The sequence below is a fragment of the Streptacidiphilus jiangxiensis genome (assembly GCF_900109465.1).
GTDB classification, from domain to species: Bacteria; Actinomycetota; Actinomycetes; order Streptomycetales; family Streptomycetaceae; genus Streptacidiphilus; species Streptacidiphilus jiangxiensis.
In genome coordinates, this window is the sequence record NZ_FOAZ01000005.1 from 18473 (window position 1) to 45179 (window position 26707).

Consider the following 26707-nt stretch of genomic DNA (forward strand, 5'->3'; position numbering starts at 1 on the left):
CGCGCTGGACGCGCTGGACGAGGCGGATGTGGTCGGGGATGGTCTGGCGGGGTTGTTGCGGCCGCGGGTGGTGGCGACGACGGGGTGGGGTTACGGGTTGCCGGGGTGGCAGTTGCGGAAGGAGGCGTGTGACTGCCGGTTGCGGGTGGTGTTGACCGGTGGGCGGGAGCGGCCGGTGTCGGTGGGGCGGGCGATGCGGACGGTTCCGGCGTATCTGCGCGATGTGGTGGTGGCGCGGGATCGGCACTGTGTGTGGCCGGGGTGTGATCGGCCGCCGTCGTGGTGCGAGGCGCATCATCTGGTGCACTGGGCCGACGGTGGGGAGACGGGTGTGGAGAACCTGGCCCTGCTGTGTGGGGAGCATCATCAGGACTTGCACCGCACCGGCTGGGAGCTGGTCATGCGCGACGGCCGCCCGGAGGCGGTCCCGCCACCCGACACACCCCCACCCCCCAACAGCCGCCACCCCGCCGGCTGACCCACCCCACCCACGCAACGCAGGCCACAGGCCGCCTCCACCCCGGGGAGCGGCCCACCGGCACGCCTACGCCTCGCCGGCCCGTTCCACTCGCAGGGCGAACAGCATCCCCGGCCAGTCGGGACGGCCCTCCCGCTGCACGACGAACGGCTCGACCTCCGTGAACCCCTGACTCGCGTACCAGTGCGTGAGGCGTCCGTCGTCACCGGCGAAGCAGTCGACGCGCAGTAGTCCGAGCCCGCGCCGCGCGGCCTCCGACCGGGCCTCGGCAATGAGCAGACCGCCCACGTCCTGGCCCTTGAAGCGGCGTGAGGTCGCCAGCAGGTTGATGAAGAGCTCGGGCTCGTCCGCCGGGCGGACGTAGGTCGACGCCGTCTCCGCGACGGAGAGGACGCCCGCGATCTCGTCCTGCCGGGTCACCGCGACGCGCAGCTCGCCGCGGGCGATCCGGCCCTCGACGCGCTCCACCAGCGCTTCGCTGGCGGACCAGGGCTCGGTGCCCCACTGGGCGGTCCGTCCCAGGCCCACAAGCCATTCCACGATGCCGTCCATCACCGCGAGCACGCCCGGTACGTCGTGCGCAGTCGCCAGGCGGAGCCGGAGCTTCTCCGCGCCCGCCCCCGCCCCCGTGCCCGCCCCCGCGCCCGCCCCCGCCGCCTCTGTCGCTGCTGTCGTTTCGGAACCGCTCTTCGTCATACGAGTGTTTGTAGCCCAACCGACGCGGCTCGGAGGCAGACTGCCCGCATGAGACTCTTCCTCGCCGTTGTCCCACCCGAGCCGGTCCTGCGGGAGTTGGACGCCGTCGTCCAGCCGCTGCGTGGGCTGCCGGAGTCGGCGGGGCTGCGCTGGACGGGCACGGAGGGGTGGCACCTGACGCTCGCCTTTCTCGGCCAGGTGGAGAACGCGGACGTCGAGGCGCTCGAACCGCGTCTGGAACGGGTGGCCCATCGCCATCCCGCCCACGTGCTGCGGATCGCCCGGGGCGGGCGCTTCGGTGACCGCGTCCTGTGGGCGGGGGTCGGCGGCGACACGCACGCCCTGCGCCGCCTGGCCGAGAGCACCGTCGCGGCCGTGCGGCACACCGGCATGGCGGTGGACGAGCGCCCGTTCCGTGGCCACCTCACCCTCGCCCGCGCCGGTACTGTCCGGGCCGACCTGAAGCCCTTGGCCGCCGCGCTCGCGGACTTCGAGGGCTCGGAGTGGACGGCGGACTCGCTGCGCCTGATGCGCAGCCACCTCGGCGCGGGCCCGGCTCACTACGAGACGATCGGCGAGTGGAAGCTCACGGGCTCTCCGCGCGTCTAAGCGGTGGCGTGCACGTTCTCCGGCCGGGTGTCCGCACCTTCGCCCGCAACGGCAACGGCAGCTGCAACCGCTCCCGCTCCTGCCGCGCCCAGCGGCCGCAGGCGTCGGCGGCAGGCCACCAGCAGCAGCGCGCCGACCGTGATGCCCGCGCAGGCGACCAGCGCGGCCGAGCGCAGTGAACCGCCGACGACCGCGCCGGAGGCGGCGGAGCCCAGGGCGTTGCCGGTGGAGAAGACGGTGACCAGCCAGGCGAAGGCCTCCGTCGTGGTGCCCGCAGGGGCCAGCTCCGCGATGAGGACGAAGGCTGCGGCGAGTAGCGGGGCGAGGCCGAGGCCGGAGAGGGCGGCGGCGCCGCTCATGCCGAGCGGGCCGGGCACGGCCAGCAGCGGGAGGTAGCAGACGGCCATGCCGGCGGCCATCGCCCAGGTGCGGGTGGCGGTCGGGGCCTTCCAGCGGACCGCGCCGTAGGCGAGTGCGCCCAGCAGGCCGGAGAGGGCGGCGAGGGCAAGCAGCAGGCCGGCGCCTCCGGGGAGGCCGGGGTGCTCCTGGGCGTAGGCGACGAAGAGGATGTTCTGTCCGCCGACGGACCACCCCGTGCCCGCGAAGGCCAGCAGCAGCAGGACCAGGGCGGGGGAGCGCAGCGGGCCGAGCCAGTGGTGCCGGGACTCACCGGCGACCGCCACGGGACGGGGCGCTGGGCGCCAGGCGCGGGCGGGGCCGGCGGTCGCGACGACGAGGGTGCCGACCAGGCCCAGCCCGGCGGCGAGCCAGAGCGCCGCGCCCGGGGAGCCGAGGGCGGCGATGCCGGCGACGAGCAGCGGACCGGCGACGTAGAGGACCTGTTGGGAGGCGGAGTCGAGCGCGTAGGCGGTCTCCAACTGCTCCTCGGCGACGATGTCCGGCCACAGGGCGCGCAGGCAGGGCTCGAGCGGGGGCATGAACGCGCCCGCCAGGGCCGCGCCCGCGAGGGAGAGGGCCAGGGAGCCGGGGCCGAGCGCGAGCAGGACGTAGCCGGTCGCGGCGACGACGGCGGAGGCGAGGAGCACGCGCGGCTGGCCGAGGCGGTCGACGGTGCGGCCGAGGACGGGACCGCCGACGGCGGCGCTGACCGCGTAGGCGGCGGTGGTGAGGCCGATCTGGGCGTAGGAGGCGCCTGCGCCGTGGAGGGCGAGGGCGATGGCCACGACCGTCATTCCGGCGGGAAGGCGGCCGACGAGCGTGCCGCTGAGGAGTCGGAGCACGACGGGGGCGCGCAGCACGGAGAGATAGCCCATGCTTCGAAGTTATACGTATAACTGATCGAAAGCAAAGCCGCCCGTCCGAAACCCGGCGAAAGGCGGCGCCAGTGGGCGAAAGGTGGCTCCAGTGAAAGACGGGCCCCGCGTAAGGCCGGACCCGGGTAAGACCGGACCGGCGTAAGACCGGACCCGCGTAAGACCGGCCCGTGCGAAAGGCAGAGGGCCCGCCCCGCACATCCGTGCGGAACGGGCCCTCTTCGTGGCTTTGAGGCTCAGCGCTGCTCAGGAAAGCGGGCTGACGTTCTCGGCCTGCGGGCCCTTCGGGCCCTGGGTGACGTCGAACTCGACGGCCTGGTTCTCCTCAAGCGAGCGGAAGCCCGACGAGTTGATGGCGGTGTAGTGGACGAAGACATCGGGGCCGCCGCCGTCCTGGGCGATGAAGCCGAAGCCCTTCTCGGCGTTGAACCACTTGACGGTTCCGGTCGCCATACCGTTCTCCTTGCGAGGGACGTAAAGGACGCCACACTGCGTGACATCCGGTCCGCTGCGCTGATCACCCCGCCGTGCCGTGCCTTCAGCTACTTCTACTACTGCAAAAGCCCTGAAAACCACAGAAGCCCGCGGTCACATGTGCTCCGCAGGCTCCAGTACTGCATGGGAAATCAAACTGCAACTGCGGAAAACCCTAGCATGCACCCCAGCCCCCGGCCAGGGATGATCGTCACGCGGGTCTACTGTTCATCAGGTGGACAACGTGGACCAACACACACAGCACCAGCGGCCGCGGGTCGGACACATCCAGTTCCTGAACTGCCTGCCGCTCTACTGGGGTCTGGGTCGGACGGGCAGCCTCGTCGACCTGGACCTGACCAAGGCCGACCCGGACGCGCTCAACGAGGCCCTGGTGGCCGGACGCCTCGACATCGGCCCGATCTCCTGCGTCGAGTACCTGCGCCACGCGGACCAGCTGACCCTGCTGCCGGACATCGCGGTCGGCAGCGACGGGCCGGTCATGTCGTGCGTGATCGTCACCGAGCTGCCGCTGGCGGAGCTGCACGGGCGCAAGGTCGCGCTCGGCTCCACGAGCCGCACCTCCGTGCGCCTCGCCCAGCTGCTGCTGGCGGAGCGCTACGGCGTGACGCCCGACTACTACACCTGCCCGCCCGACCTCGGCGCGATGATGCAGGAGGCGGACGCCGCCGTCCTGATCGGCGACGCCGCGCTGCGCGCCTCGCTGCACGAGGCCCCGCGCCTCGGTCTCCACGTCCACGACCTGGGCGCGATGTGGAAGGACTGGACGGGGTTGCCGTTCGTCTTCGCGCCGTTCGCCGTGCGGCGGGACTTCCTGGCCCGCGAGCCGGAGACCGTGTACGACGTGCACCGTTCCTTCCTCGCCTCGCGCGATCTCTCCATGGAGGAGATCGACAAGGTCTGTGAGCAGACCGCCCGCTGGGAGGCTTTCGACGCGGAGACGCTGCGCCGGTACTACACCGACGCGCTGGACTTCTCCTTCGGCGAACGGCAGCTGGAGGGCATGCGCGAGTTCGCTGCCCGGATCGGCGCGTCCACCGAGGACGTCCAGCTGCTGCCGGCGCTGCCGGACCACACCGTTCCGTCGGACCGCACCGCTTCGTCGGACCACGCCGCGTCGGGCCAGCCGCAGGACGCCGCAACCCCTGGCGTAGGCTGACGACGTGACCACGCTGGCTGATTCCGCGACTTCCTCGACCGACATCCAGGCCGTCCTCGACCGCGCCGCGGGCGGGGGGCGCATCAGCGCCGAGGAGGCGCTGGAGCTGTACCGGCACGCGCCGCTGCACGCGCTGGGCCGGGCGGCCGACGCCGCGCGCCGCCGCCGTTACGCGGGTACGGAGCACATTGCGACGTACATCATCGAGCGCAACATCAACTACACCAACGTCTGCGTGACGGCGTGCAAGTTCTGCGCCTTCTACGCCGCGCCCAAGGACACCGAGAAGGGCTGGTCGCGCGATCTCGACGAGATCCTGCGCCGCTGCGCGGAGACGGTCGAGCTGGGCGGCACCCAGATCATGTTCCAGGGCGGGCACCACCCGGACTACGGCGTCGAGTACTACGAGCGCGCCTTCTCCGCCATCAAGAAGGACTTCCCGCAGCTGGTGATCCACTCGCTCGGGGCCTCCGAGGTGGACCACATGGCGCGGATCTCGGGTGTCAGCGCGGAGGAGGCGATCCGCCGCATCCACGCGGCCGGTCTCGACTCGTTCGCCGGCGCCGGCGCCGAGCTGCTGCCCGAGCGGCCGCGCAAGGTGATCGCCCCGCTCAAGGAGTCCGGCGAGCGCTGGCTTGAGATCATGGAGCTGGCGCACAACCTGGGCGTCGAGTCCACCTCCACCATGCTGATGGGCACCGGTGAGACCAACGCGGAGCGGATCGAGCACCTGCGCATGATCCGCGACGTGCAGGACCGCACCGGCGGCTTCCGCGCGTTCATCCCGTACACCTACCAGCCGGAGAACAACCACCTGAAGGGCCGCACCCAGGCGACGCTCTTCGAGTACCTGCGGCTGATCGCGGTGGCGCGTCTCTTCCTCGACAACGTCGCGCACATCCAGGGTTCCTGGCTGACGGTCGGCAAGGAGATGGGCCAGCTCTCGCTGCACTACGGAGCCGACGACCTCGGCTCGGTGATGCTGGAGGAGAACGTGGTCTCCTCGGCGGGCGCCAAGCACCGCTCCAACCGGATGGAGCTGATCGCCCTGATCCGCGCCGCCGGTCGCGTCCCGGCGCAGCGGGCCACCACCTACGAGCACCTGGTCATCCACGACGACCCGGCGAACGACCCGGTGGACGACCACGTCTTCTCGCACATCGCCTCCACGGCGATCGAGGGCGGCACCGCCCACCCCGAGTTGAAGCTGCTGAACGCCGACAGCTGACGACCCGCTCATGCTGACGATCCACACCGGCACGAACCACGATGCGGTCGCCGTCGAGGGCGACCGCATCGCCGCTGTCGCGGCCGTCGACGTGCTGCGCGCCGACTACCCCGGCGCGCGTGTGCGCGAATGGCCCGGTGAACTGCGTACCGGCACGGGGTGGGAGACCGCCCTGCCAGAGGCGCCGAGCCCGCGGGAGCGGGTGCACTGCCTGCTCCTGCGCGGGGTGACCGCCGTCGCGCCCGGGCCGCTGGGCGACGATCCGGGCCTGGCTCCTGCCGCCGCCCGGGTCGGACTGCCGGTCGGCACACCCACGCCGCTGACAGCCGGTGCCCGTGCCGACTTCGCCGTGTTCGCCCCTGACGGCTCCTGCCTCGCCACGGTCCTCGCCGGCCGCCTGGTGCACCGCCGCAAGTAGCCCTGATAGGAGAATGGCCGCGTGACCCGAGCCACCCTGGACAAGCAGCCGCACGAGGTCGCCTCGATGTTCGACGACGTCGCGGCGAAGTACGACCTCACCAACGACGTTCTCTCGCTGGGCCAGACCCGACTGTGGCGCCGCGCTGTCGCCCGGGCCGTGGACGCGCGTCCCGGTCAGCGGGTGCTGGACCTGGGGGCCGGCACCGCCACCTCCTCACTGCCGTTCGCGGAGGCCGGGGCGCAGGTGATCCCCTGCGACTTCTCGATCGGCATGCTGCGCGAGGGCAAGCGCCGCCACCCCGAACTGCCGCTCACGGCGGGGGACGCGACGAAGCTGCCGTTCGGGGACGAGGTCTTCGACGCGGTGACGATCTCCTTCGCGCTGCGCAACGTGCAGGACACCGACGCCGCGCTGCGCGAGATGCTGCGTGTCACCAAGCCGGGCGGGCGGGTGGTGATCTGCGAGTTCTCGCACCCCACCTGGGCGCCGTTCCGCACCGTGTACTCCGAGTACCTGATGCGCGCCCTGCCGCCGGTGGCCACCGCGGTCAGCTCCAACCCGGAGGCGTACGTCTACCTCGCCGACTCGATCCGCGCCTGGCCGGACCAGCCGGCTCTGGCGGCCCGCCTGCAGCAGGCGGGCTGGACGAAGGTGGCCTGGCGCAACCTGACCGGCGGGGTCGTCGCGCTGCACCGGGCGACCAAGGCCTGACCCTGGCCTGACCCTGGACTAACCCGCCAGCCGCTCGGAGCCCTCGGGCCAGACGTGGTGGACGTAGAGGCCGATGCGTTCGGCCTCCGCGACCGCCTCGGCGATCTCGGTGCCGGGCTTGCCGTCCCAGACCGCGACGAGCTCCTCGACCAGGCCCAGCAGGGCGGGGACCAGGGCGGTGTCGGGGCCGAGGCGGTGGACGGCGCGGGCCTCGGCGCGCAGCGCGTGGGCGGTGGCGCCGATGATCTCCAGGCCGCCGCCGTGGTCCACCACGGCCTGCGCGAACCAGGTTTCGGGCCCGGGCCGCAGCGGCGTCACGCCGACCAGGTTGTGGCTCGGGCAGTCGGAGACGATGCGCCACAGCTCGCCGCGGACGAGCATCTCCGTGATGTCGGACAGGTCCTCGTGGCCGATCACTCCCATGTGCATGGGGACAGATGGTAGGCCTTCCCCGCAGTCGACGGAGTCGCTGTCTAAACTCGCAGGAGCTCGAATGAAGCCCGAAGCACGCATTGGCGAGGAGACGATCAGGTGAGCGAGACGACCGAGGCCTACGCGGACGTGATCGTCGTCGGTGCGGGGCCTGCGGGCTCGGCGACGGCGTACCACCTGGCCCGGTCGGGTCTGGAGGTGCTGCTGCTGGAGAAGTCCCGCTTCCCGCGCGAGAAGGTGTGCGGCGACGGACTGACCCCGAGGGCGGTCAAGCAGCTGGTCGACATGGGCATCGACGTGTCCGAGGAGAACGGCTGGCTGCACAACAAGGGCCTGCGGATCATCGGCGGCGGGGTGCGGCTGGAGCTGGACTGGCCGGAGCTGGCGGCCTTCCCGGACTACGGACTGGTGCGCAAGCGTGCCGACTTCGACGAGCTGCTGGCCCGCCAGGCGGAGAAGGCCGGCGCCAAGCTGCACGAGGGCTGCAACGTCACCGGCCCGCTGCTCGACGAGCGCACCGGCCGCGTCGTCGGCGTGACCGCCAAGCTGGAGGACGCAGGAGAGAAGCGCGAGGTCACCTTCCGCGCCCCGCTCGTCGTGGCGGCCGACGGCAACTCCACCCGACTGTCGCTCTCCCTCGGCCTGCACCGGCGTGAGGACCGGCCGATGGGCGTCGCCTACCGGACGTACTTCACCTCCCCGCGCGCGGACGACGACTACCTGGAGTCCTGGCTGGAGCTGTGGGACCGGCGCGACGGGCAGGAGAAGCTGCTGCCGGGCTACGGCTGGATCTTCGGCATGGGCGACGGCACCAGCAACGTGGGTCTCGGCCTGCTGAACACCACCAAGGCGTTCAAGGACATCGACTACCGCGAGCTGCTCAAGGTCTGGTGCGCCGGCATGCCCGAGGAGTGGGGCTACACGCCGGAGAACATGACCGAGCCGATCCGCGGCGCGGCGCTGCCGATGGCGTTCAACCGGCAGCCGCACTACAGCCGGGGCTTCCTGCTGGTCGGCGACGCGGGTGGCATGGTCAACCCGTTCAACGGCGAGGGCATCGCCTACGCGATGGAGTCCGGCCAGCTCGCGGCGGGCGTCATCGTCCAGGCGCTGGCCCGGACCACCGACGAGGCGCGCGAGCGGGCCCTGGAGGCCTACCCGCGGATCCTCAAGGACGTCTACGGCGGCTACTACTCCCTGGGCCGTGCCTTCGTGAAGGCGATCGGCAACCCGCTGGTCATGCGGATGGCCGCGCAGCACGGTCTGACGCACCCGGTGCTGATGCGGTTCGTGCTGAAGCTGCTGGCCAACCTGACCGACCCGCAGGGCGGCGACGCCATGGACCGGATCATCAACGGCCTCGCCAAGGTCGCACCGAAGGCCTGAGCACACAGACATGACTCTTGACGACATCACCTCGCGCGGGGAGGTCCCGGAGCTTCCGGGGGAGGCGCCGCCGTACACGCGTCGCCGGGACGCGGTGGTGGCGCGCGTGCGCGCGGCCGGGGTGCGGTTCGGCCCCGCGATGGCCCTGTACGGCGGGGTGAAGCTGATCGGGCTGGCGGTCTTCCTGAGACTGCTGGCCTACTCGGGCACCTACCGCACCAACACGCCGCGCTACGGCGGCGGCGCCAAGCCGTGGGACGTGCTGGGCTCGTGGGACGGCTGGTGGTACCAGGACGTCGCCGCGCACGGTTACCACCCGGCGCTGACGCCGATGGCACCGCTCGGGCCGTTCACGATGGAGCAGAACTCCGTCGCCTTCTTCCCGCTGTATCCGGGCGCGATGCGGCTGGTCAGCGAGGTGACGGGGCTCGGGCTGTACGGCGCGGGCATGCTGGTCTCGATCGTGGCCTCGTTCGTGGCGGCGGCGGGGATCTTCGCGCTGACGGAGGCGGTCACGTCGAGCCGCCGTGCGGGCGTGCTCGCGGCGGGGCTGTGGGCGGTGTTCCCGGCCGCCTCGGTGCAGTGGTCGGTCTACTCGGAGTCGCTGTTCACCGCGCTGGCGGCGTGGGCCTGTTACGCGGTGGTGCGCCGCCGTTGGTACCTGGCGGGTTCGCTGACGCTGTTGGCCGGACTGACCCGTCCGTCGGCGGTGACGCTGATCGCCGGCGTGGTGCTGGCGGCGCTGGTCGCGATCTACCGCACCCGCAGGGGCAGCTTCTCGGGGCCGCTGTTCACGATCGCGGCGGCGCCGCTGGGCCTGCTCGGGTACCTGACCTGGCTGGGTCTGGCCCTGCACGACTTCCACGGCTACTTCACCTTGCAGCAGCGGGCCTGGGCGCACTCCTTCGACTGGGGCGGCAACGCCTTCAAGTCGATCCAGGGCCTCCTGCTGGGGCGGTACGACTACCTCTTCCCCTACCCGACCGAGGACCTGGTCGGGTTGGCGGTGCTGATGTGCCTGCCGGTCCTGGTCCTGCTGCTGATCCGGCTGCGTCCACCGGTGGTGCTGGTGGTCTACACGCTCGGCACGATCGCGATGATCGTGCTGAGCCAGCAGATGTTCGGCACGATCAGCCGCTTCGCGATGCCGCTCTTCCCGCTCGCCATCCCCCTGGCCCTGGCCCTCAGGCGGCTGAGCCGCGCCCAGGCGCTGGTGCTGCTGCTGATCCTGGGCGCGCTCTCGGGCTGGTACGGGGGGTACGCGATCTTCAACCTCGGGGTGCCGTAACCCGAACCGCCCGCCTTCTCCGCAACGCCCCGGCTGCTCGTCAGCCGGGGCGTTCGTGTTTCACCCTCCGGCGAGGAGGTTCACTAACACGTGTCCGGGCCAGGATCAAAACTTGCCATGGATGCCGCGCCGATGATAGGCGGACCCCCTTCGAGCTGGGGCGATTCCGCTCGGCACCACGGCTTGTGAATGAATGCACACGCAATGTGTCTGATTTTGCACTCTCATTGCTTCATGATCATCCGTCAGGTGGCGTAGATCACAATCTTGGTGCGTGACCGCGTGTCGCAGATCACATGCGAAGAGGCATAGGATGCAGCCGTCTTGGGAGCTTGTGAACTGCCTCACATGTGGGGATCACGGTGATGAGCTCGGAATGACGGCTGGAGAGGTCGTTCGGCATGAACGCTTATGCGCCGATTCTGGTACTTGGCGCCATTGCGGCCGCGTTCGCGGTCGGCTCCGTGGCCATGGCCGCGCTGACCGGCCCGAAGCGCTACAACCGGGCCAAGCTCGACGCCTACGAGTGCGGGATCGAGCCCACGCCGCAAGCGGCCGGGGGCGGGCGGTTCCCGATCAAGTACTACCTGACGGCGATGCTCTTCATCGTCTTCGACATCGAGATCGTCTTCCTCTATCCGTGGGCCGTCACCTTCGACGCCCTGGGGATCTTCGGCCTGGTCGAGATGGTGCTCTTCATCGCCACGGTGTTCGTCGCCTACGCCTATGTCTGGCGTCGTGGCGGCCTTGAGTGGGACTGACGGGAGAGGGCAGAAGAGATGGGTATCGAGGAGAAGCTGCCCAGCGGCTTCCTGCTCACCACGGTCGAGCAGGCCGCGGGTTGGGTGCGCAAGAGCTCGCTCTTCCCGGCGACCTTCGGGCTCGCGTGCTGCGCGATCGAGATGATGACGACCGGCGCCGGCCGCTATGACCTGGCCCGGTTCGGCATGGAGGTGTTCCGTGGCTCGCCGCGGCAGGCCGATCTGATGATCGTCGCCGGCCGGGTCAGCCAGAAGATGGCCCCGGTGGTGCGCCAGGTCTACGACCAGATGGCCAACCCCAAGTGGGTCATCTCGATGGGCGTCTGCGCCTCCTCCGGCGGGATGTTCAACAACTACGCGATCGTTCAGGGCGTCGACCACGTCATCCCGGTCGACATCTACCTGCCCGGCTGTCCGCCGCGGCCGGAGATGCTGATGGACGCCATCCTCAAGCTCCACGACCAGATCCGCCACGAGAAGCTCGGTGCCCACAGGCGCCGGGCCGACGAGGAGGCGGAGCAGCAGGCGCTGGGCGCGACCCCGACGATCGAGATGAAGGGGCTGCTGCGATGAGCGAGAACGTGGGCGAGAACGTTCCGGTGCCTCGCGAGGGGCAGACGGAGCTGGAGGTCATCGGCGTCCGGCACGGCATGTTCGGGTCGGGCAACGCGGCCAACGGCGGCTCCGGCGACACCTCCGGGTACGGCCGGCTGGTCAGGCCGATCGTGCTGCCGCCGGCCAGCAGCCGCCCCTACGGCGGCCCCGGCGGAGCCGGCTCGTCGCACGGAGTGTTCGACGAGGTCGCCGACGAGTTCGAGGGTGCGCTCGAGGAGCAGGGCCTGAGCGCGGACGCGGCGATCGAGAAGACCGTCGTCGACCGCGACGAGATCACCTTCCACGTCCGCCGCGAGCACCTCGTCCAGGCGATGCGGACGCTGCGCGACGACCCGGCGCTCCGCTTCGAACTGTGCACCGGCGTCAGCGGGGTGCACTATCCGGGCGATGCCGGACGCGAGCTGCACGCGGTCTACCACCTGCGCTCGATCACCCACAACCGGCTGATCCGCGTGGAGTGCTCGGCGCCCGACGGCGACCCGCACATCCCGTCCACCGTCGCGATCTACCCGACCAACGACTGGCACGAGCGCGAGACCTACGACTTCTTCGGCATCGTCTTCGACGACCACCCGGCGTTGACGCGGATCATGATGCCGGACGACTGGCTGGGCCACCCGCAGCGCAAGGACTACCCGCTCGGCGGCATTCCCGTCGAGTACAAGGGCGCGCAGATCCCGGCTCCCGACCAGCGGAGGTCGTACTCCTGATGAGCACTCACGAGACCGCGCAGGCAACCGAGCGCGAGACGACCGAGGGCCGGGTCTACACCGTCACCGGCGGCGACTGGGACGAGATCGTCACCGCCGCGGCGAAGGCCGACGACGAGCGGATCATCGTCAACATGGGTCCGCAGCACCCGTCCACGCACGGCGTGCTGCGCCTGATCCTGGAGATCGACGGCGAGACGGTGCAGGAGGCCCGCTGCGGCATCGGCTACCTGCACACCGGCATCGAGAAGAACATGGAGTTCCGCAACTGGGTCCAGGGCACGACCTTCGTGACCCGCATGGACTACCTGACGCCGCTCTACAACGAGACCGCCTACTGCCTCGCGGTGGAGAAGCTGCTCGGGATCACCGACGACATCCCGGAGCGGGCCAGCGTCATCCGCGTGATGATGATGGAGCTCAACCGAATCTCCTCGCACCTGGTGTGCCTCGCCACCGGCGGCATGGAGATCGGCTCCACCACGCTGATGATCTACGGCTTCCGTGACCGCGAGGTCATCCTCGACATCTTCGAGCTGGTCACCGGCCTGCGCATGAACCACGCCTACGTCCGCCCCGGCGGCCTGGCGCAGGACCTGCCGCCCGGCGCGCTGGACCAGATCCGCGAGGGCGTGAAGCTGCTGCGCTCGCGGATGCACGAGTACGACAAGCTGGCCACCAACAACCCGGTCTTCAAGGCCCGTCTGGTCGACGTCGGCTACCTGGACCTCGCCGGCTGCATGGCCCTCGGGGCCACCGGGCCGATCCTGCGGGCCACCGGCCTGCCGCACGACCTGCGCAAGTCGCAGCCGTACTGCGGCTACGAGAGCTACGACTTCGAGGTCGAGACCGCCGACGGCTGCGACTCCTACGGCCGCTTCCTGATCCGCCTGCGCGAGATGGAGCAGTCGCTGCGGATCGTCGAGCAGTGCCTGGAGCGGCTCAAGAGCGGCAACGGGGCGGTGATGGTCGCCGACCGGAAGATCGCCTGGCCGGCGCAGCTCTCGCTCGGTGCGGACGGGATGGGCAACTCGCTCGACCACATCCGCACCATCATGGGCGAGTCCATGGAGGCGCTGATCCACCACTTCAAGCTGGTGACCGAGGGCTTCCACGTCCCGGCGGGGCAGGCCTACGTGGCGGTCGAGTCCCCCAAGGGCGAGCTGGGCGTGCACGTCGTCTCCGACGGCGGCACCCGGCCGTACCGGGTGCACTTCCGCGACCCGAGCTTCACCAACCTGCAGACAGTGGCCGCGATGTGCGAGGGCGGGCAGGTCGCGGACGTCATCGTCGCGGTGGCCGGCATCGACCCGGTGATGGGAGGCGTGGACCGGTGAGTGCCACCGAGCATGTACAGCTGGGCCTGCCGGAGCTTCCGGCGGAGCCCTACCCGGCCGAGGTGCGCGAGCGGCTGGACGCGGACGCGGCGGCGGTCGTCGCCCGCTACCCGCAGTCGCGTTCGGCGCTGCTGCCGCTGCTGCACCTGGTGCAGGCCGAGGAGGGTTTCGTCTCCCGGACCGGCATCCGGTACTGCGCCGAGCAGTTGGGTCTGACCACGGCCGAGGTCACCGCCGTCGCGACCTTCTACACGATGTACCGGCGCCGTCCGGCGGGCGCGTACCACGTCGGGGTCTGCACCAACACGCTGTGCGCGGTGCTCGGCGGCGACCAGATCTTCGCCGAGCTGCAGCAGCACCTCGGGATCGGCAACAACGAGACGACCGCGGACGGTTCGATCTCGCTGGAGCACATCGAGTGCAACGCGGCCTGCGACTACGCGCCCGTGGTGATGGTCAACTGGGAGTTCTTCGACAACCAGGACCCGGAGAGCGCACGGCAGTTGGTCGACGACCTGCGCGCGGGCGCCGAGGTGAGGCCCACCCGCGGCGCGCGGCTGTGCAGCTTCAAGGAGACCGCGCGGATCCTGGCCGGGTTCCCCGACGAGCGGCCGGGCGCCGTGGACGAGTCGGGCGCCGGTGGCGCACCGTCCCTGGCCGGACTGCGGCTCGCGCGCGGCGAGACGCTGCCGGGCACCGGCGGCGGCACCAAGGTGGTCGCGCCCCGCCAGCAGGAGAGCACCGACGAAGGCGATGCGGAAGGGGAGCAGGCATGACCGCGACGCACCCGGAGAAGCTGCTCTCCCCGGTCCTCTCCGCGACCTGGGGCGAGGAGAAGCCCTGGCGGCTCGCCACCTACCGCGCGCACGACGGCTACAAGGGCCTGCACGAGGCGCTGCGGATGAACCCGGACGACGTCATCGCGCTGGTCAAGGACGCGGGCCTGCGCGGCCGCGGCGGCGCAGGCTTCCCGACGGGCATGAAGTGGCAGTTCATCCCGCAGGGCGACGGCAAGCCGCACTACCTCGTCGTGAACGCGGACGAGTCGGAGCCGGGCACCTGCAAGGACATCCCGCTGCTCTTCGCGAACCCGCACTCGCTCATCGAGGGCATGATCATCGCGAGCTGGGCGATCCGCTGCAGCCACGCCTTCATCTACCTGCGCGGTGAGACCGTCCCGGTGCTGCGGCGCCTGCACGCGGCCGTCCAGGAGGCGTACGACGCCGGGTACCTGGGGCAGAACGTGCTGGGCAGCGGCTTCGACCTGGACATCACCGTCCACGCGGGCGCCGGCGCCTACATCTGCGGCGAGGAGACGGCGCTGCTCGACTCCCTCGAGGGCCGCCGCGGCCAGCCGCGGCTGCGGCCGCCGTTCCCGGCCGTCGCGGGTCTGTACGCCTGCCCGACGGTGGTGAACAACGTCGAGTCGATCGCCTCCGTGCCCGCGATCCTGCACCAGGGCAAGGACTGGTTCCGCTCGATGGGCAGCGAGAAGTCCCCCGGCTTCACGCTCTACTCGCTCTCGGGGCACGTCACCAACCCGGGCCAGTACGAGGCGCCGCTCGGTGTCACGCTGCGGCAGCTGCTGGACATCAGCGGCGGCGTCCGCGAGGGCCACACGCTGAAGTTCTGGACGCCGGGCGGCTCCTCGACGCCGATGTTCACCGACAAGCACCTCGACGTGCCGCTCGACTACGAGGGCGTCGGCGCGGCCGGCTCCATGCTCGGCACCAAGGCGCTGCAGGTCTTCGACGAGACCACCTGTGTGGTCCGGGCGGTGACGCGGTGGACGGAGTTCTACGCCCACGAGTCGTGCGGCAAGTGCACCCCCTGCCGCGAGGGCACCTACTGGCTGGTCCAGCTGCTGCGCCGGATCGAGGCGGGCGAGGGCGTGCCGGGCGACCTGGAGAAGCTGAACGACATCGCCGACAACATCAACGGCAAGTCCTTCTGCGCCCTGGGCGACGGCGCGGCGAGCCCGATCTTCTCCTCGCTGCAGTACTTCCGCGACGAGTACGAGCAGCACCTGCGCGAGCGCCGCTGCCCGTTCGACCCGTCCGCGTCGACGGTCTGGGCGGGGACGCGCGGACGCCGCTCGACTCTCGGCAGGGACCGCAGTCCCGACGAGGACCCGCCGGGTGATCGAGGCCAGGACGGGCGTAACGGCGACTTCGACCCGAGCGAGAACGGAGTGCTGGCGTGACCGCGACGGTCCCCGAGAAGAAGACCCCTCAGGCGACGGATGGGCAGTCCGATCTGCTCACCGTCACCGTCGACGGCGTCGAGGTGAAGGTGCCCAAGGGCACCCTGGTCATCCGCGCCGCCGAGATGATCGGTGTGGAGATCCCGCGCTTCTGCGACCACCCGCTGCTGGCCCCGGCCGGCGCCTGCCGGCAGTGCATCGTCGAGGTGGAGGGCCAGCGCAAGCCGGTCGCCTCCTGCACGATGGAGTGCGCCGACGGCATGGTGGTGAAGTCGCAGATCACCTCGCCGGTCGCGGAGAAGGCGCAGCGCGGGGTGATGGAGCTGCTGCTCATCAACCACCCGCTGGACTGCCCGGTCTGCGACAAGGGCGGCGAGTGCCCGCTGCAGAACCAGGCGCTCTCGCACGGGCAGAGCGACAGCCGCTTCGAGGGCGTGAAGCGGACCTACGAGAAGCCGATGCCGATCAGCACCCAGGTGCTGCTGGACCGTGAGCGCTGCGTGCTCTGCGCGCGCTGCACCCGCTTCAGCGAGCAGATCGCCGGTGACCCGTTCATCGAGTTGGTGGAGCGTGGGGCGCTCCAGCAGGTCGGGACGGGCGCGGGCGACGACTTCCGGTCGTACTTCTCCGGCAACACCATCCAGATCTGCCCGGTCGGCGCGCTGACCTCGGCGGCCTACCGGTTCCGGTCCCGGCCGTTCGACCTCACCTCCTCGGCGAGCGTCTGCGAGCACTGCGCGAGCGGCTGCGCGACGCGGACCGACCACCGGCGCGGCAAGGTGCTGCGGCGCCAGGCCGGTGACGAGCCGGCCGTGAACGAGGAGTGGAGCTGCGACAAGGGCCGCTTCGCGTTCCGCTACGCGCAGCAGCCGGACCGGATCCACACGCCGCTGCTCCGCAACGCCGACACCGGAGAGCTGGAGCCCGCCTCCTGGCCGGAGGCGCTGGCCGCCGCGGCACGGGGGCTGGCCGGCAAGCGCGCCGGCGTCCTGGTGGGCGGCCGGTCGACGGTCGAGGACGCCTACGCCTACGCCAAGTTCGCGCGGGTCGCGCTCGGCACCAACGACGTCGACTTCCGGGTGCGGGTGCACAGCGCGGAGGAGGCCGAGTTCCTGGCCGCCGCCGTCGCCGGGCACGGCGTGGACCTGGACGGCAACGGTGTCGGCGGTCGCGAAGCGCTCGACTACGCGGCCCTGGAGGGTGCGAAGACGGTGCTGCTCGCGGGCTTCGAGCCCGAGGACGAGTCGCCGATCGTCTTCCTGCGGCTGCGCAAGGCGGCCCGCACCCGCGGCACGAAGGTCTTCTCCATCGCGGCCTGGGGCTCGCGGGGCCTGGCCAAGATGGGCGGGACGCTGCTCCCGGCCGCGCCCGGCACCGAGGCCGAGTGGCTGGAGGCGCTGGCCGAGGGCGAGCCGCTGGACGGCGCGGCGGGCGAGGCGGCGCGACTGCTGCGCGAGCCCGGCGCGGTGGTGCTGGTCGGCGAGCGGTTGGCGGGTTCGCCCGGCGGCTACAGCGCGGCACTGCGCCTGGCCCGGTTGGCGGGCGCGCGGCTGGCGTGGATCCCGCGGCGGGCGGGCGAGCGCGGGGCGGTCGAGGTCGGCGCGCTGCCGAACCTGCTGCCCGGCGGCCGTCCGGCCACCGACCCGGAGGCGCGCCGGCAGACGGCCGCCGCCTGGGGCCTGGCCGAGCTGCCGGTCCGCTTCGGTCGCGACACCGGCGGCATCCTCACCGCCGCCGCGTCGGGCGAGTTGGACGCGTTGCTGGTCGGCGGCGTCGAGATCGACGACCTGCCGGACCCGACGCTCGCCGACCAGGCGCTGGCCCGGGCCGGCTTCGTGGTCAGTCTGGAGCTGCGGCCGAGCGCGGTCACCGCGCGGGCGGACGTGGTGCTGCCGGTCGCGGCGGTCGCCGAGAAGGCGGGCACCTTCCTGGACTGGGAGGGCAGGGTCCGCTCCTTCGAGGCGGCGCTCAAGCCGGACCAGATGACACAGCGCCACCTGGGCGACGACCTGCGCGTGCTGCACATGCTGGCCGACGCGATGGACGAACACCTGGGCCTGCCGGACGTGACCGCGGCCCGCCGTGAGCTGGACGGGTTCGGGCCGTGGCGCGGCGAGCGCGCGGACGCGCCGATCGAGCTGGCCCGGCCGTTGCCGCGGCCGAGCGCGGGCGAGGCGGTGCTGGCCGGCTGGCGGCAGCTGCTCGACAACGGCGTGCTGCAGCAGGGCGACCCCGCGCTCGCGGGCACCCGGCACCCGGCCGTCGCCCGGCTCTCGCCCGCGACGGCCGCCGAGGTCGGCGTCGCCGACGGCGCGCCGCTGACGGTGACCGGCCCGGCCGGTGCCGTCACGCTGCCGCTGGCGATCACGCCGGAGCTGCCGGACCGGGTGGTCTGGCTGCCGCTCAACTCCACGCCCGCCGGTGCGGCCCGGGGGATCGGCGCGGTGCCCGGCCGGATCGTGGCACTGGCCTCTACGACGGATGAGGAGCAGCGGTGATGCATCAATCGGTGCTGCTGGCGGCCGAGGACCTCTCCTGGTTCGGGCGCGACCCCTGGTGGCTGGTGCTGCTGAAGGCGGTGTTCTGCTTCGCGTTCCTGGTCCTGACGGTGCTCATCGCCATCGTCTGGGAGCGCAAGGTCGTCGCCTGGATGCAGCTGCGCATCGGCCCCAACCGGCACGGCCCCTGGGGACTGCTGCAGAGCCTGGCCGACGGCGTGAAGCTGGCCCTGAAGGAGGACCTGGTCGTCACGGCGGCCGACAAGGTGGTCTTCATCCTGGCGCCGGTGATCTCCGCGATGCCGGCCTTCATGGCCTTCGCGGTGATCCCGTTCGGCCCGCCGGACCACCAGATCTCCATCTTCGGTACCCGGACCACGATGCAGCTGACCGACCTGCCGGTCGGCATCCTGTTCATCCTGGCCACCGCCTCGATCGGGATCTACGGCATCGTGCTGGCCGGTTGGGCCTCCGGGTCCACGTACCCGCTGCTGGGCGGCCTGCGCTCGGCCGCGCAGATGGTCTCCTACGAGATCGCGATGGGCCTGAGCTTCGCGGCGGTCTTCCTCTACTCGGGGTCGATGTCGACCTCGGCGATCGTGGACGCGCAGACGCACACCTGGTTCGCGGCGCTGCTGCCGGTGAGCTTCCTGGTCTACCTGGTGTCGATGGTCGGCGAGACCAACCGCGCGCCGTTCGACCTCCCGGAGGCCGAGGGCGAGCTGGTCGGCGGCTTCAACACCGAGTACTCCTCGCTGAAGTTCGCGATGTTCATGCTGGCCGAGTACATCAACATGGTCACCGTCTCGGCCGTGGCCAGCGTGATGTTCCTCGGTGGCTGGCGGGCGCCGTGGCCGATCAGCTCCTTCTGGCCGGGCGCCAACCACGGTTGGTGGCCGATGCTCTGGCTGATCGTCAAGATCCAGCTGCTGCTCTTCCTCTTCATCTGGCTGCGTGGCACGCTGCCCCGCCTGCGCTACGACCAGTTCATGAAGCTGGGCTGGAAGGTGCTGATCCCGGTCTCGCTGGTCTGGCTGGTCCTGGTGGCCACCGTCCGGGCGCTGCGCAACCAGGGCTACAACTTCGGCCACGTGGTGCTGTACGTGGCGGGCGGCGTGATCGCGGTGCTGCTGCTGTCGATCCTCTTCGACATGCTGCGGCCGAAGAAGGCCAAGCCGGGCGAGGCCCAGACCGGGCCGGCGGCGTTCGACCCGATGGCGGGCGGCTTCCCCGTCCCGCCGATGCCGGGCCAGCAGCTCCCGGTCGTGCCGCGTCGTCCGTCGCGGGTCGGGGCACTCGAAGCGGAGTCCACCACTGTTCCTGCACTGAAGGGAGACGACGGTGCCTGACATTCTCGGACCCGCCGCAGGCTTCGGCGTGACCTTCAAGGCCATGTTCAAGAAGCGCCTGACCGAGCAGTACCCGGAGTACAAGAAGCCCACCGCGCCGCGCTTCCACGGCCGTCACCAGCTCAACCGGCACCCGGACGGGCTGGAGAAGTGCGTCGGCTGCGAGCTGTGCGCGTGGGCGTGCCCGGCGGACGCCATCTACGTCGAGGGCGCGGACAACACCGACGAGGAGCGCTACTCGCCGGGCGAGCGGTACGGGCGGGTCTACCAGATCAACTACGCCCGCTGCATCCTCTGCGGGCTCTGCATCGAGGCCTGCCCGACGCGGGCGCTCACCATGACCAACGAGTACGAACTCGCCGACAGTTCCCGCGAGTCGCTGATCTTCACCAAGGAGCAGCTGCTCGTCGGGCTGACCGAGGGCATGGTCGACTCGCCGCACTCCATCTTCCCCGGCATGGAGGAGCGCGACTACTACCAGGGCCGCGTGACCGAGGCCGCGCCGGGAACCGAGCGGCAGGTCGCGCACAGCAAGGGCGCTGTGTCCAATGAGGCTGCAGAGCAGCGTGGAGAAGAGGTGGCCTCGTGACCTCCACCGGTGAGGCCGTCCAGTTCTGGGTGCTGGCGGTGATCGCGGTCGGCGGGGCGCTCGGCATGGTGCTCTGCCGCAAGGCGGTCCACTCGGCGCTCTGCCTGGCCGCCACGATGATCGCGCTGGCGATCTGCTACATGGCGCAGGGCGCGGTCTTCCTGGGCATCGTGCAGATCGTCGTCTACACCGGCGCGATCATGATGCTCTTCCTCTTCGTGGTGATGCTGGTGGGCGTCTCCTCGGCCGACTCGGTCAAGGAGGTGCTGAAGGGCCAGCGGGTCGCCGCGGTGGTCGGCGGGATCGGTTTCGGCGTGCTGCTCTGCGCGGGCATCGCCAACGCGAACCTGCACGCCTTCACCGGGGTCGGTGCGGCGAACGAGGCGGCGGGCGGCAACGTGCAGGGCCTGGCGTCGCTGATCTTCACCCGGTACGTCTGGGCCTTCGAGGTCACCGGCGCGCTGCTGATCACCGCCGCCGTCGGCGCGATGGTGCTGACGCACCGAGAGGCCACCGAGGTCCGGCAGAGCCAGCGCGAGCTGGCCGAGCAGCGGGTGCGGCTCGGCACCCAGGTCACGCCGCTGCCGGCGCCCGGCGTCTACGCCCGCCACAACGCGGTCGACGCGCCCGGCCTGCTGCCGGACGGCACTCCGGCCGAGATCAGCGTCAACCCGACGCTGCGCCAGCGCGGGCAGATGCGGCAGCTCGGCAGTGACCTGCTGCGCCGTATGGGCGAGTTGGAGCAGTCCACCGCCGGCTGGCTCGGACGGAAGGCGCCGAAGCCGCGCAGCGGGAGCGAACTGGCGCACGTCGAGCAGCGTGGGACCGAGCAGCGTGGGACCGGGCAGCGCGAGAGCGAGCAGCGAGAGGTGGAGTCGAAGTGAACCCCGTCAACTACCTCTATCTCGCGGCCCTGTTGTTCACCATCGGCGCCGTCGGCGTGCTGGTGCGGCGCAACGCGATCGTGCTGTTCATGTGCGTGGAGCTGATGCTCAACGCCTGCAACCTGGCCCTGGTCACCTTCTCCCGGCTGCACGGCAACCTGGACGGGCAGATCATCGCCTTCTTCACCATGGTGGTCGCGGCGGCCGAGGTGGTCGTCGGGCTGGCCATCATCGTGAGTGTCTTCCGCACCCGTCACTCGGCCTCGGTCGACGACACCAACCTCATGAAGCTGTAGCGGCGGAGGCTGACGAGAAGTGGACAATCTGATCCCCGTACTGGTTGCGGTTCCGCTGCTGGGGGCGGCCCTGCTGCTCTGCGGCGGGCGCCGCCTGGACCGGGTCGGGCACCTGCTCGGCACGTTCCTCGCCTTCGCCTCCTTCGGCGTCGGGCTCGCGCTGTTCTTCTCCATGTTGGGCCGCTCGGTCGACCAACGGCCCATCCACGACCATCTGTTCACCTGGATCCCGGTCAACGGCTTCCAGGCCGAGGTCGGGTTCCAGCTGGACCAGCTGTCGATGACGTTCGTGCTGCTGATCACGGGCGTCGGCTCGCTGATCCACCTGTACTCGATCGGGTACATGGCGCACGACGAGAAGCGGCGCCGGTTCTTCGGCTACCTGAACCTCTTCCTCGCGGCCATGCTGCTGTTGGTCCTGGCCGACAACTACCTGCTGCTGTACGTCGGTTGGGAGGGAGTGGGCCTCGCGTCCTACCTGTTGATCGGCTTCTGGCAGCACAAGCCCAGCGCGGCCACGGCGGCCAAGAAGGCCTTCCTGGTCAACCGCGTCGGCGACGTCGGCCTGTCCATCGCGGTCATGCTGATGTTCACCACCTTCGGGACCTTCGCCTTCACGCCCGTCTTCGCGGACGCGTCCAAGGCGACCCAGGCGACCCAGGCGACGCTGACGGGCATCGGCCTGATGCTGCTGCTGGCGGCCTGCGGCAAGTCGGCCCAGGTGCCGCTGCAGTCCTGGCTCGGCGACGCGATGGAGGGCCCGACCCCGGTCTCGGCCCTGATCCACGCGGCGACGATGGTGACCGCCGGCGTCTACCTGATCACCCGCTCCTCCGCCATCTTCAACCAGGCGCCCACGGCCCAGCTGGCGACGGTCGTGGTGGGCGCGGTGACGCTGCTCTTCGGTGCGATCGTCGGTTGCGCCAAGGACGACATCAAGAAGGCGCTGGCCGGCTCGACCATGTCGCAGATCGGCTACATGGTGCTGGCGGCGGGCCTCGGCCCGATCGGCTACGTGTTCGCGATCATGCACCTGGTCACCCACGGCTTCTTCAAGGCCGGGCTCTTCCTCGGCGCCGGATCGGTCATGCACGGCATGAACGACGAGGTCGACATGCGCAAGTACGGCGGCCTGGCGAAGTACATGAAGTGGACCACGGTGACCTTCGGGCTCGGGTACCTGGCCATCATCGGCGTCCCGCCCTTCTCGGGCTTCTACACCAAGGACAAGATCATCGAGGCCGCGTTCGGCCACGGCGGCACCGAGGGCTGGATCCTCGGCACCTGCGCCGTGATCGGTGCGGCCGTGACGGCGTTCTACATGACCCGCGTCATGCTGATGACCTTCTTCGGCGAGAAGCGCTGGGCCGACGACGCCGACGGACACCAGCCGCACCCGCACGAGTCGCCGAAGATCATGGTGATTCCGATGGTGCTGCTGGCCGTCGGCTCGGTCGCGGGCGGCTTCCTGTTCAACTGGAACGACTCCTTCGTCCGGTGGCTGAGCCCGGTCACCGGCGTGGCCGAGGGCAACCCGCCGCTGAACCCGACCGTGATCCAGATCCTCACCGGCGTCGTGCTGGTCCTGGGTGTGGCCGTCGCCTGGATGATGTACGGGCGCAGGCCCGTGCCGGCCACGCCGCCGCTCGGCTCGCTGCTCACCCGGGCCGCCCGCCGCGACCTGCTCCAGGACGACTTCAACCACGTGGTCCTGGTCAGCGGCGGCTCGCACCTGACCCGCTTCCTGGTCTACCTGGAGGGCAAGGGCCTGGACGGCCTGGTCAACGGCATCGCCGCACTCGTCGGCGGTACCTCCGGCCGGGTCCGCAAGATCCAGAACGGTTATGTCCGCTCCTACGCCCTGTCGATGTTCGGCGGCGCCCTGGTGCTGGCCGTTACCACGCTGCTGATGAGGGCCGTCGCATGAGCTTTCCTCTTCTGACCGTCACCGCGGCCCTCCCGGCCGTCGGTGCGATCCTCACCGCCGCGCTGCCGGCCGCCACCGACACCCGCAGTCGCGACCGCAACAAGGTCGTCCCGCTGGCGTTCTCGCTGGCCACGCTCGTGCTGGCCTGCGTCGCCACCGCCCGGTTCACCCCGGGCGGGCCCCGGTTCCAGCTGACCGAGTACCACAGCTGGATCTCCCAGTTCGGGATCGGCTACAGCCTCGGCGTCGACGGCATCGCCGTGGTGCTGGTGCTGCTGACGGCGGTGCTGGTGCCGTTCGTCATGCTGGCCTCCTGGCACGACGCCGACCCCGTGGTCGACGACCGCGGCACCTTCGAGCGCAACCGCCGCACCCAGGGCTTCTTCGCCCTGATCCTGGCGGTCGAGGCGATGGTGGTGATCTCCTTCGAGGCCACCGACGTCTTCCTGTTCTACGTCTTCTTCGAAGCCATGCTGATCCCGATGTACTTCCTCATCGGCGGCTTCGGGGACCGGACCAAGGGCGAGGACGCCAAGCAGCGCAGCTACGCGGCCGTCAAGTTCCTGCTCTACAACCTGCTCGGCGGTCTGGTCATGCTGGCGGCGGTGATCGGGCTCTACACCCGCGCCCACACCTTCGACCTGGTCTCCATCACCACCGCGCTGCAGAACGGCTCGCTGCACTTCCCGCCGGTCGTGGAGAACGCGCTCTTCCTCGGCTTCATGTTCGCCTTCGCGGTCAAGGCGCCGCTGTGGCCCCTGCACACCTGGCTGCCCAACGCCATGGGCGAGGCCACGGCGGGCGTCGCGGTGCTGATCACGGCGGTCGTCGACAAGGTCGGCACCTACGCGATGCTGCGCTTCTGCCTGAACCTGTTCCCGGAGGCCAGCAAGACCTTCGCCCCGGCGATCCTGGTGCTGTCCGTCATCAGCATCCTCTACGGGGCGCTGCTGGCGGTGGGCCAGAAGGACATCAAGCGCCTGGTCGCCTACGCGTCGATCTCGCACTTCGGCTTCATCATCCTCGGCATCTTCGCGCTGACCAGCCAGGGGCAGTCCGGCGCGGCGCTGTACATGGTGAACCACGGCGTCTCCACGGCCGCCTGGCTGCTGGTGGCGGGCTTCCTGATGTCGCGTCGCGGCAGCCGTCTCATCGCCGACTACGGCGGCGTGCAGAAGGTCGCCCCGGTGCTGGCCGGGACGTTCCTGGTCGGCGGGTTGGCGATCCTGTCGCTGCCGGGCCTCGGCCCCTTCGTCAGCGAGTTCCTGGTCCTGGTCGGCACCTTCGAGCGCTACCCGGCGCTCGGCATCGTCGCCACGGCGGGCATCGTGCTGGCCGCCCTGTACGTGCTGGTGCTCTACCAGCGCACCATGACCGGCCCGGTCAAGGCCGGCAACGAGGGCGTGAAGGACCTGAAGGCCCGTGAGCTCGTCGTCGTCGCCCCGCTGATCGCGATGCTGCTGGTGCTGGGCATCTACCCGAAGCCGATCGCCGACATCGTCAACCCGTCGGTCAACCAGACGCTCTCCCAGGTCGGGCGCACCGATCCGGCCCCGCACGTCGTCAACGCCATCGGAGGTGGCCAGTGACAGGCATGACGCTGGCTGCGGCGATCCCGCCGATCCCCGCGCCGCACATCGAGTACCTCCAGCTCTCCCCGATGCTGGCGGTCTTCGGCGCCGCGCTGGTCGGCATCCTCGCCGAGGCCTTCGTGCCGCGCCGGCACCGCTACGCGACGCAGATCGGTATCGCGCTGGCGGGCCTGGCGGCCTCCTTCGGGCTCATCCTCTACCTCGCCCTGGACGGCTACGCCGGCTCCAAGGCGGACCTGGCCGCGATGGGCGCGGTGGCCGTCGACGGGCCCTCGCTCTTCCTGCAGGGTGTGATCACGCTGGTGGCCGTCGTCGCGGTGCTGCAGTTCGCCGAGCGGCGGCTGGAGCCGCGCTCGTCGACGGGCGCGCCGGTGGACTCCTTCGCGCCCGAGGGCGCGGCGGTGCCCGGCAGCGACGCGGAGAAGCGGGCGGCGACCTCCGGGCACGCCACGACCGAGGTCTACCCGCTGACCATGTTCGCGGTGGGCGGCATGCTGCTCTTCCCGGCCGCCTCGGACCTGCTGACGATGTTCGTGGCGCTGGAGGTCTTCTCCCTCCCGCTCTACCTGCTCTGCGCGCTGGCACGCCGTCGTCGGCTGCTGTCGCAGGAGGCGGCGGTCAAGTACTTCCTGCTCGGCGCGTTCTCCTCGGCGTTCTTCCTGTTCGGGCTGGCCCTGGTCTACGGCTACGCGGGCTCGGTGCAGCTCGGGCAGATCGCGCGTGTGGTCGAGGGCCAGGCGACGGTCACCCCGGCGCTGGCGAACACCACCGGCAACGACGCGCTGCTGCTGATCGGCCTGGCGATGCTCGGCGTCGGTCTGCTCTTCAAGGTCGGCGCGGTGCCGTTCCACATGTGGACGCCGGACGTCTACCAGGGCGCGCCGACCCCGGTCACCGGCTTCATGGCGGCGGCCACCAAGGTGGCGGCCTTCGGGGCGCTGCTGCGACTGCTCTACGTCGCCTTCCCCGGCATCGCCTGGGACTGGCGGCCGGTGCTGTGGGGCGTGGCGATCCTGACCATGGTCGCCGGTGCGATCATCGCGGTGACGCAGACGGACGTGAAGCGCCTGCTGGCCTACTCGTCGGTGGCGCACGCGGGCTTCATCCTGACCGGCGTGATCGCGCTGGACCGGGCCGGGCTCGGGGCGGTGCTCTTCTACCTGGCCGCCTACTCCTTCGTGACGCTCGGCGCCTTCGCGGTGGTCACGCTGGTGCGCGACGCGGACGGGGAGGCGACGCACCTGTCGCGCTGGGCCGGGCTCGGGCGGCGCTCGCCGCTGCTGGCGGCGGTCTTCGCGCTCTTCCTCCTGGCCTTCGCGGGCATCCCGCTGACCTCCGGCTTCACGGGGAAGTTCGCGGTGTTCCAGGCGGCGGCCGGGAGCGGGGCGACGGCGCTGGTCATCGTCGGTGTGCTCTCCTCGGCGGTGGCGGCCTTCTTCTACATCCGGGTCATCGTCCTGATGTTCTTCTCCGACCCGCGTGCCGACGGCCCGACCGTGGCCGTGCCCAGCGCCCTGACCGGTACGGCGATCGCCCTCGGCGCGGTCGTCACCGTCGCCCTGGGCGTGGCGCCGGAGTACTTCCTCCACCTCGCGAACCAGGCGTCGCTGTTCGTCCGATGAACGGCTGCTGAACCGTTTCCGAGGAGGGGAACAACCCGTGTGCGCGCCCGGTCCGCTGTTCCAGTGGGCCGGGCGCGCTCCGTGATCCACAGCTGACCGGATACGCTGCCCTTGTTGGCTGTTTCCGACCACCCACCCGACCAGCGC

The 26707-nt window shown here is 70.7% G+C and carries 25 protein-coding genes and 1 pseudogene; 22 read left to right on the forward strand and 4 right to left on the reverse strand.

The annotated features are described in order from the left end of the window. On the forward strand, window positions 1–478 hold a 478-nt coding region (locus BMY61_RS11340; protein ID WP_218161994.1), incomplete at its 5' end, for an HNH endonuclease signature motif containing protein. 66 nt (window positions 479–544) lie between these two features. Here the strand turns inward: BMY61_RS11340 and BMY61_RS11345 are convergent. Beyond that, window positions 545–1174 carry a GNAT family N-acetyltransferase gene (locus BMY61_RS11345; protein WP_218161995.1) on the reverse strand — a complete coding sequence of 210 codons (630 nt, stop codon included), beginning with the start codon at window positions 1172–1174 and terminating at the stop codon, window positions 545–547. 48 nt (window positions 1175–1222) lie between these two features. On the opposite strand from BMY61_RS11345, the gene thpR reads away from it, so the two are divergent. Then, on the forward strand, window positions 1223–1783 hold the full coding sequence (gene thpR, locus BMY61_RS11350; protein WP_042455752.1) for an RNA 2',3'-cyclic phosphodiesterase: 561 nt from the start codon (window positions 1223–1225) through the stop codon (window positions 1781–1783). On the opposite strand, the gene BMY61_RS11355 is transcribed toward thpR, so the two are convergent. Continuing rightward, entirely contained in the window at window positions 1780–3057 is a 1278-nt protein-coding gene (locus BMY61_RS11355) for an MFS transporter (protein WP_042455749.1), read from the reverse strand. The two genes, thpR and BMY61_RS11355, sit on opposite strands and share 4 nt — an antisense overlap. Before the next feature lie 246 nt (window positions 3058–3303). Further along, entirely contained in the window at window positions 3304–3510 is a 207-nt protein-coding gene (locus tag BMY61_RS11360) for a cold-shock protein (RefSeq protein WP_042374690.1), read from the reverse strand. 265 nt (window positions 3511–3775) lie between these two features. Here BMY61_RS11360 and BMY61_RS11365 point away from each other — a divergent pair, with 265 nt between their 5' ends. The 4 genes from BMY61_RS11365 to BMY61_RS11380 are packed head-to-tail and all read left to right on the forward strand — an operon-like array spanning window position 3776 to window position 7071. Further along, window positions 3776–4711 carry a menaquinone biosynthetic enzyme MqnA/MqnD family protein gene (locus BMY61_RS11365; RefSeq protein ID WP_236656565.1) on the forward strand — a complete coding sequence of 312 codons (936 nt, stop codon included), beginning with the start codon at window positions 3776–3778 and terminating at the stop codon, window positions 4709–4711. Between the two features lie 13 nt (window positions 4712–4724). Then, the gene (mqnC, locus tag BMY61_RS11370; protein ID WP_042455826.1) at window positions 4725–5939 is read left to right on the forward strand and encodes a cyclic dehypoxanthinyl futalosine synthase; all 1215 of its coding nucleotides are present in this window, start codon (window positions 4725–4727) and stop codon (window positions 5937–5939) included. A gap of 10 nt (window positions 5940–5949) precedes the next feature. After that, entirely contained in the window at window positions 5950–6357 is a 408-nt protein-coding gene (locus BMY61_RS11375) for a hypothetical protein (RefSeq protein WP_042455746.1), read from the forward strand. Between the two features lie 21 nt (window positions 6358–6378). Continuing rightward, complete coding sequence (locus BMY61_RS11380; protein WP_042455743.1) at window positions 6379–7071, forward strand: demethylmenaquinone methyltransferase; 693 nt, start codon at window positions 6379–6381, stop codon at window positions 7069–7071. A gap of 18 nt (window positions 7072–7089) precedes the next feature. On the opposite strand, the gene BMY61_RS11385 is transcribed toward BMY61_RS11380, so the two are convergent. Next, on the reverse strand, window positions 7090–7500 hold the full coding sequence (locus BMY61_RS11385; protein ID WP_042455740.1) for a hypothetical protein: 411 nt from the start codon (window positions 7498–7500) through the stop codon (window positions 7090–7092). Between the two features lie 102 nt (window positions 7501–7602). Between BMY61_RS11385 and BMY61_RS11390 the strand changes: the two genes are divergently transcribed. From BMY61_RS11390 to nuoN, 16 genes and pseudogenes are all read left to right on the forward strand, one after another. Next, on the forward strand, window positions 7603–8889 hold the full coding sequence (locus BMY61_RS11390) for a geranylgeranyl reductase family protein (protein WP_042455738.1): 1287 nt from the start codon (window positions 7603–7605) through the stop codon (window positions 8887–8889). 10 nt (window positions 8890–8899) lie between these two features. Then, window positions 8900–10177: a hypothetical protein gene (locus BMY61_RS11395; protein WP_052439240.1), complete on the forward strand. Its 1278-nt coding sequence runs from the start codon at window positions 8900–8902 to the stop codon at window positions 10175–10177. Between the two features lie 401 nt (window positions 10178–10578). Continuing rightward, complete coding sequence (locus BMY61_RS11400; protein WP_042455736.1) at window positions 10579–10938, forward strand: NADH-quinone oxidoreductase subunit A; 360 nt, start codon at window positions 10579–10581, stop codon at window positions 10936–10938. An 18-nt stretch (window positions 10939–10956) separates the two neighbouring features. Then, the gene (locus tag BMY61_RS11405) at window positions 10957–11511 is read left to right on the forward strand and encodes a NuoB/complex I 20 kDa subunit family protein (RefSeq protein ID WP_042455725.1); all 555 of its coding nucleotides are present in this window, start codon (window positions 10957–10959) and stop codon (window positions 11509–11511) included. Beyond that, window positions 11508–12263, forward strand: coding sequence for an NADH-quinone oxidoreductase subunit C (locus tag BMY61_RS11410; protein ID WP_042455721.1), 756 nt, complete (start codon window positions 11508–11510; stop codon window positions 12261–12263). Before BMY61_RS11405 ends, BMY61_RS11410 begins: the two co-directional genes overlap by 4 nt. After that, on the forward strand, window positions 12263–13600 hold the full coding sequence (locus tag BMY61_RS11415; RefSeq protein ID WP_042455718.1) for an NADH-quinone oxidoreductase subunit D: 1338 nt from the start codon (window positions 12263–12265) through the stop codon (window positions 13598–13600). The genes BMY61_RS11410 and BMY61_RS11415 overlap by 1 nt, the downstream gene beginning before the upstream one ends. Beyond that, window positions 13597–14376: an NADH-quinone oxidoreductase subunit NuoE gene (nuoE, locus tag BMY61_RS11420; RefSeq protein ID WP_042455715.1), complete on the forward strand. Its 780-nt coding sequence runs from the start codon at window positions 13597–13599 to the stop codon at window positions 14374–14376. Before BMY61_RS11415 ends, nuoE begins: the two co-directional genes overlap by 4 nt. Beyond that, a pseudogene (gene nuoF / locus BMY61_RS11425) lies at window positions 14373–15677 on the forward strand (NADH-quinone oxidoreductase subunit NuoF); the annotation flags it as partial. The gene nuoE and the pseudogene nuoF, both read left to right, overlap by 4 nt. Before the next feature lie 122 nt (window positions 15678–15799). Then, window positions 15800–18301, forward strand: coding sequence for an NADH-quinone oxidoreductase subunit G (locus BMY61_RS11430; RefSeq protein ID WP_075003861.1), 2502 nt, complete (start codon window positions 15800–15802; stop codon window positions 18299–18301). Beyond that, the gene (gene nuoH / locus BMY61_RS11435; protein ID WP_042455706.1) at window positions 18301–19650 is read left to right on the forward strand and encodes an NADH-quinone oxidoreductase subunit NuoH; all 1350 of its coding nucleotides are present in this window, start codon (window positions 18301–18303) and stop codon (window positions 19648–19650) included. Before BMY61_RS11430 ends, nuoH begins: the two co-directional genes overlap by 1 nt. Beyond that, the gene (gene nuoI, locus BMY61_RS11440) at window positions 19643–20239 is read left to right on the forward strand and encodes an NADH-quinone oxidoreductase subunit NuoI (protein WP_042455703.1); all 597 of its coding nucleotides are present in this window, start codon (window positions 19643–19645) and stop codon (window positions 20237–20239) included. The genes nuoH and nuoI overlap by 8 nt, the downstream gene beginning before the upstream one ends. Beyond that, on the forward strand, window positions 20236–21123 hold the full coding sequence (locus BMY61_RS11445) for an NADH-quinone oxidoreductase subunit J (protein ID WP_082015465.1): 888 nt from the start codon (window positions 20236–20238) through the stop codon (window positions 21121–21123). Before nuoI ends, BMY61_RS11445 begins: the two co-directional genes overlap by 4 nt. Beyond that, complete coding sequence (gene nuoK / locus BMY61_RS11450; RefSeq protein WP_037605876.1) at window positions 21120–21419, forward strand: NADH-quinone oxidoreductase subunit NuoK; 300 nt, start codon at window positions 21120–21122, stop codon at window positions 21417–21419. The genes BMY61_RS11445 and nuoK overlap by 4 nt, the downstream gene beginning before the upstream one ends. A 19-nt stretch (window positions 21420–21438) precedes the next feature. Next, window positions 21439–23346, forward strand: coding sequence for an NADH-quinone oxidoreductase subunit L (gene nuoL / locus BMY61_RS11455; RefSeq protein WP_042455700.1), 1908 nt, complete (start codon window positions 21439–21441; stop codon window positions 23344–23346). After that, window positions 23343–24935, forward strand: coding sequence for an NADH-quinone oxidoreductase subunit M (locus BMY61_RS11460; RefSeq protein ID WP_042455697.1), 1593 nt, complete (start codon window positions 23343–23345; stop codon window positions 24933–24935). Before nuoL ends, BMY61_RS11460 begins: the two co-directional genes overlap by 4 nt. 5 nt (window positions 24936–24940) lie before the next feature. After that, a complete protein-coding gene (nuoN, locus tag BMY61_RS11465) occupies window positions 24941–26560 on the forward strand; it encodes an NADH-quinone oxidoreductase subunit NuoN (RefSeq protein WP_042455694.1) in 1620 nt (539 codons plus the stop codon). The last annotated feature ends 147 nt before the right edge of the window (window positions 26561–26707 follow it).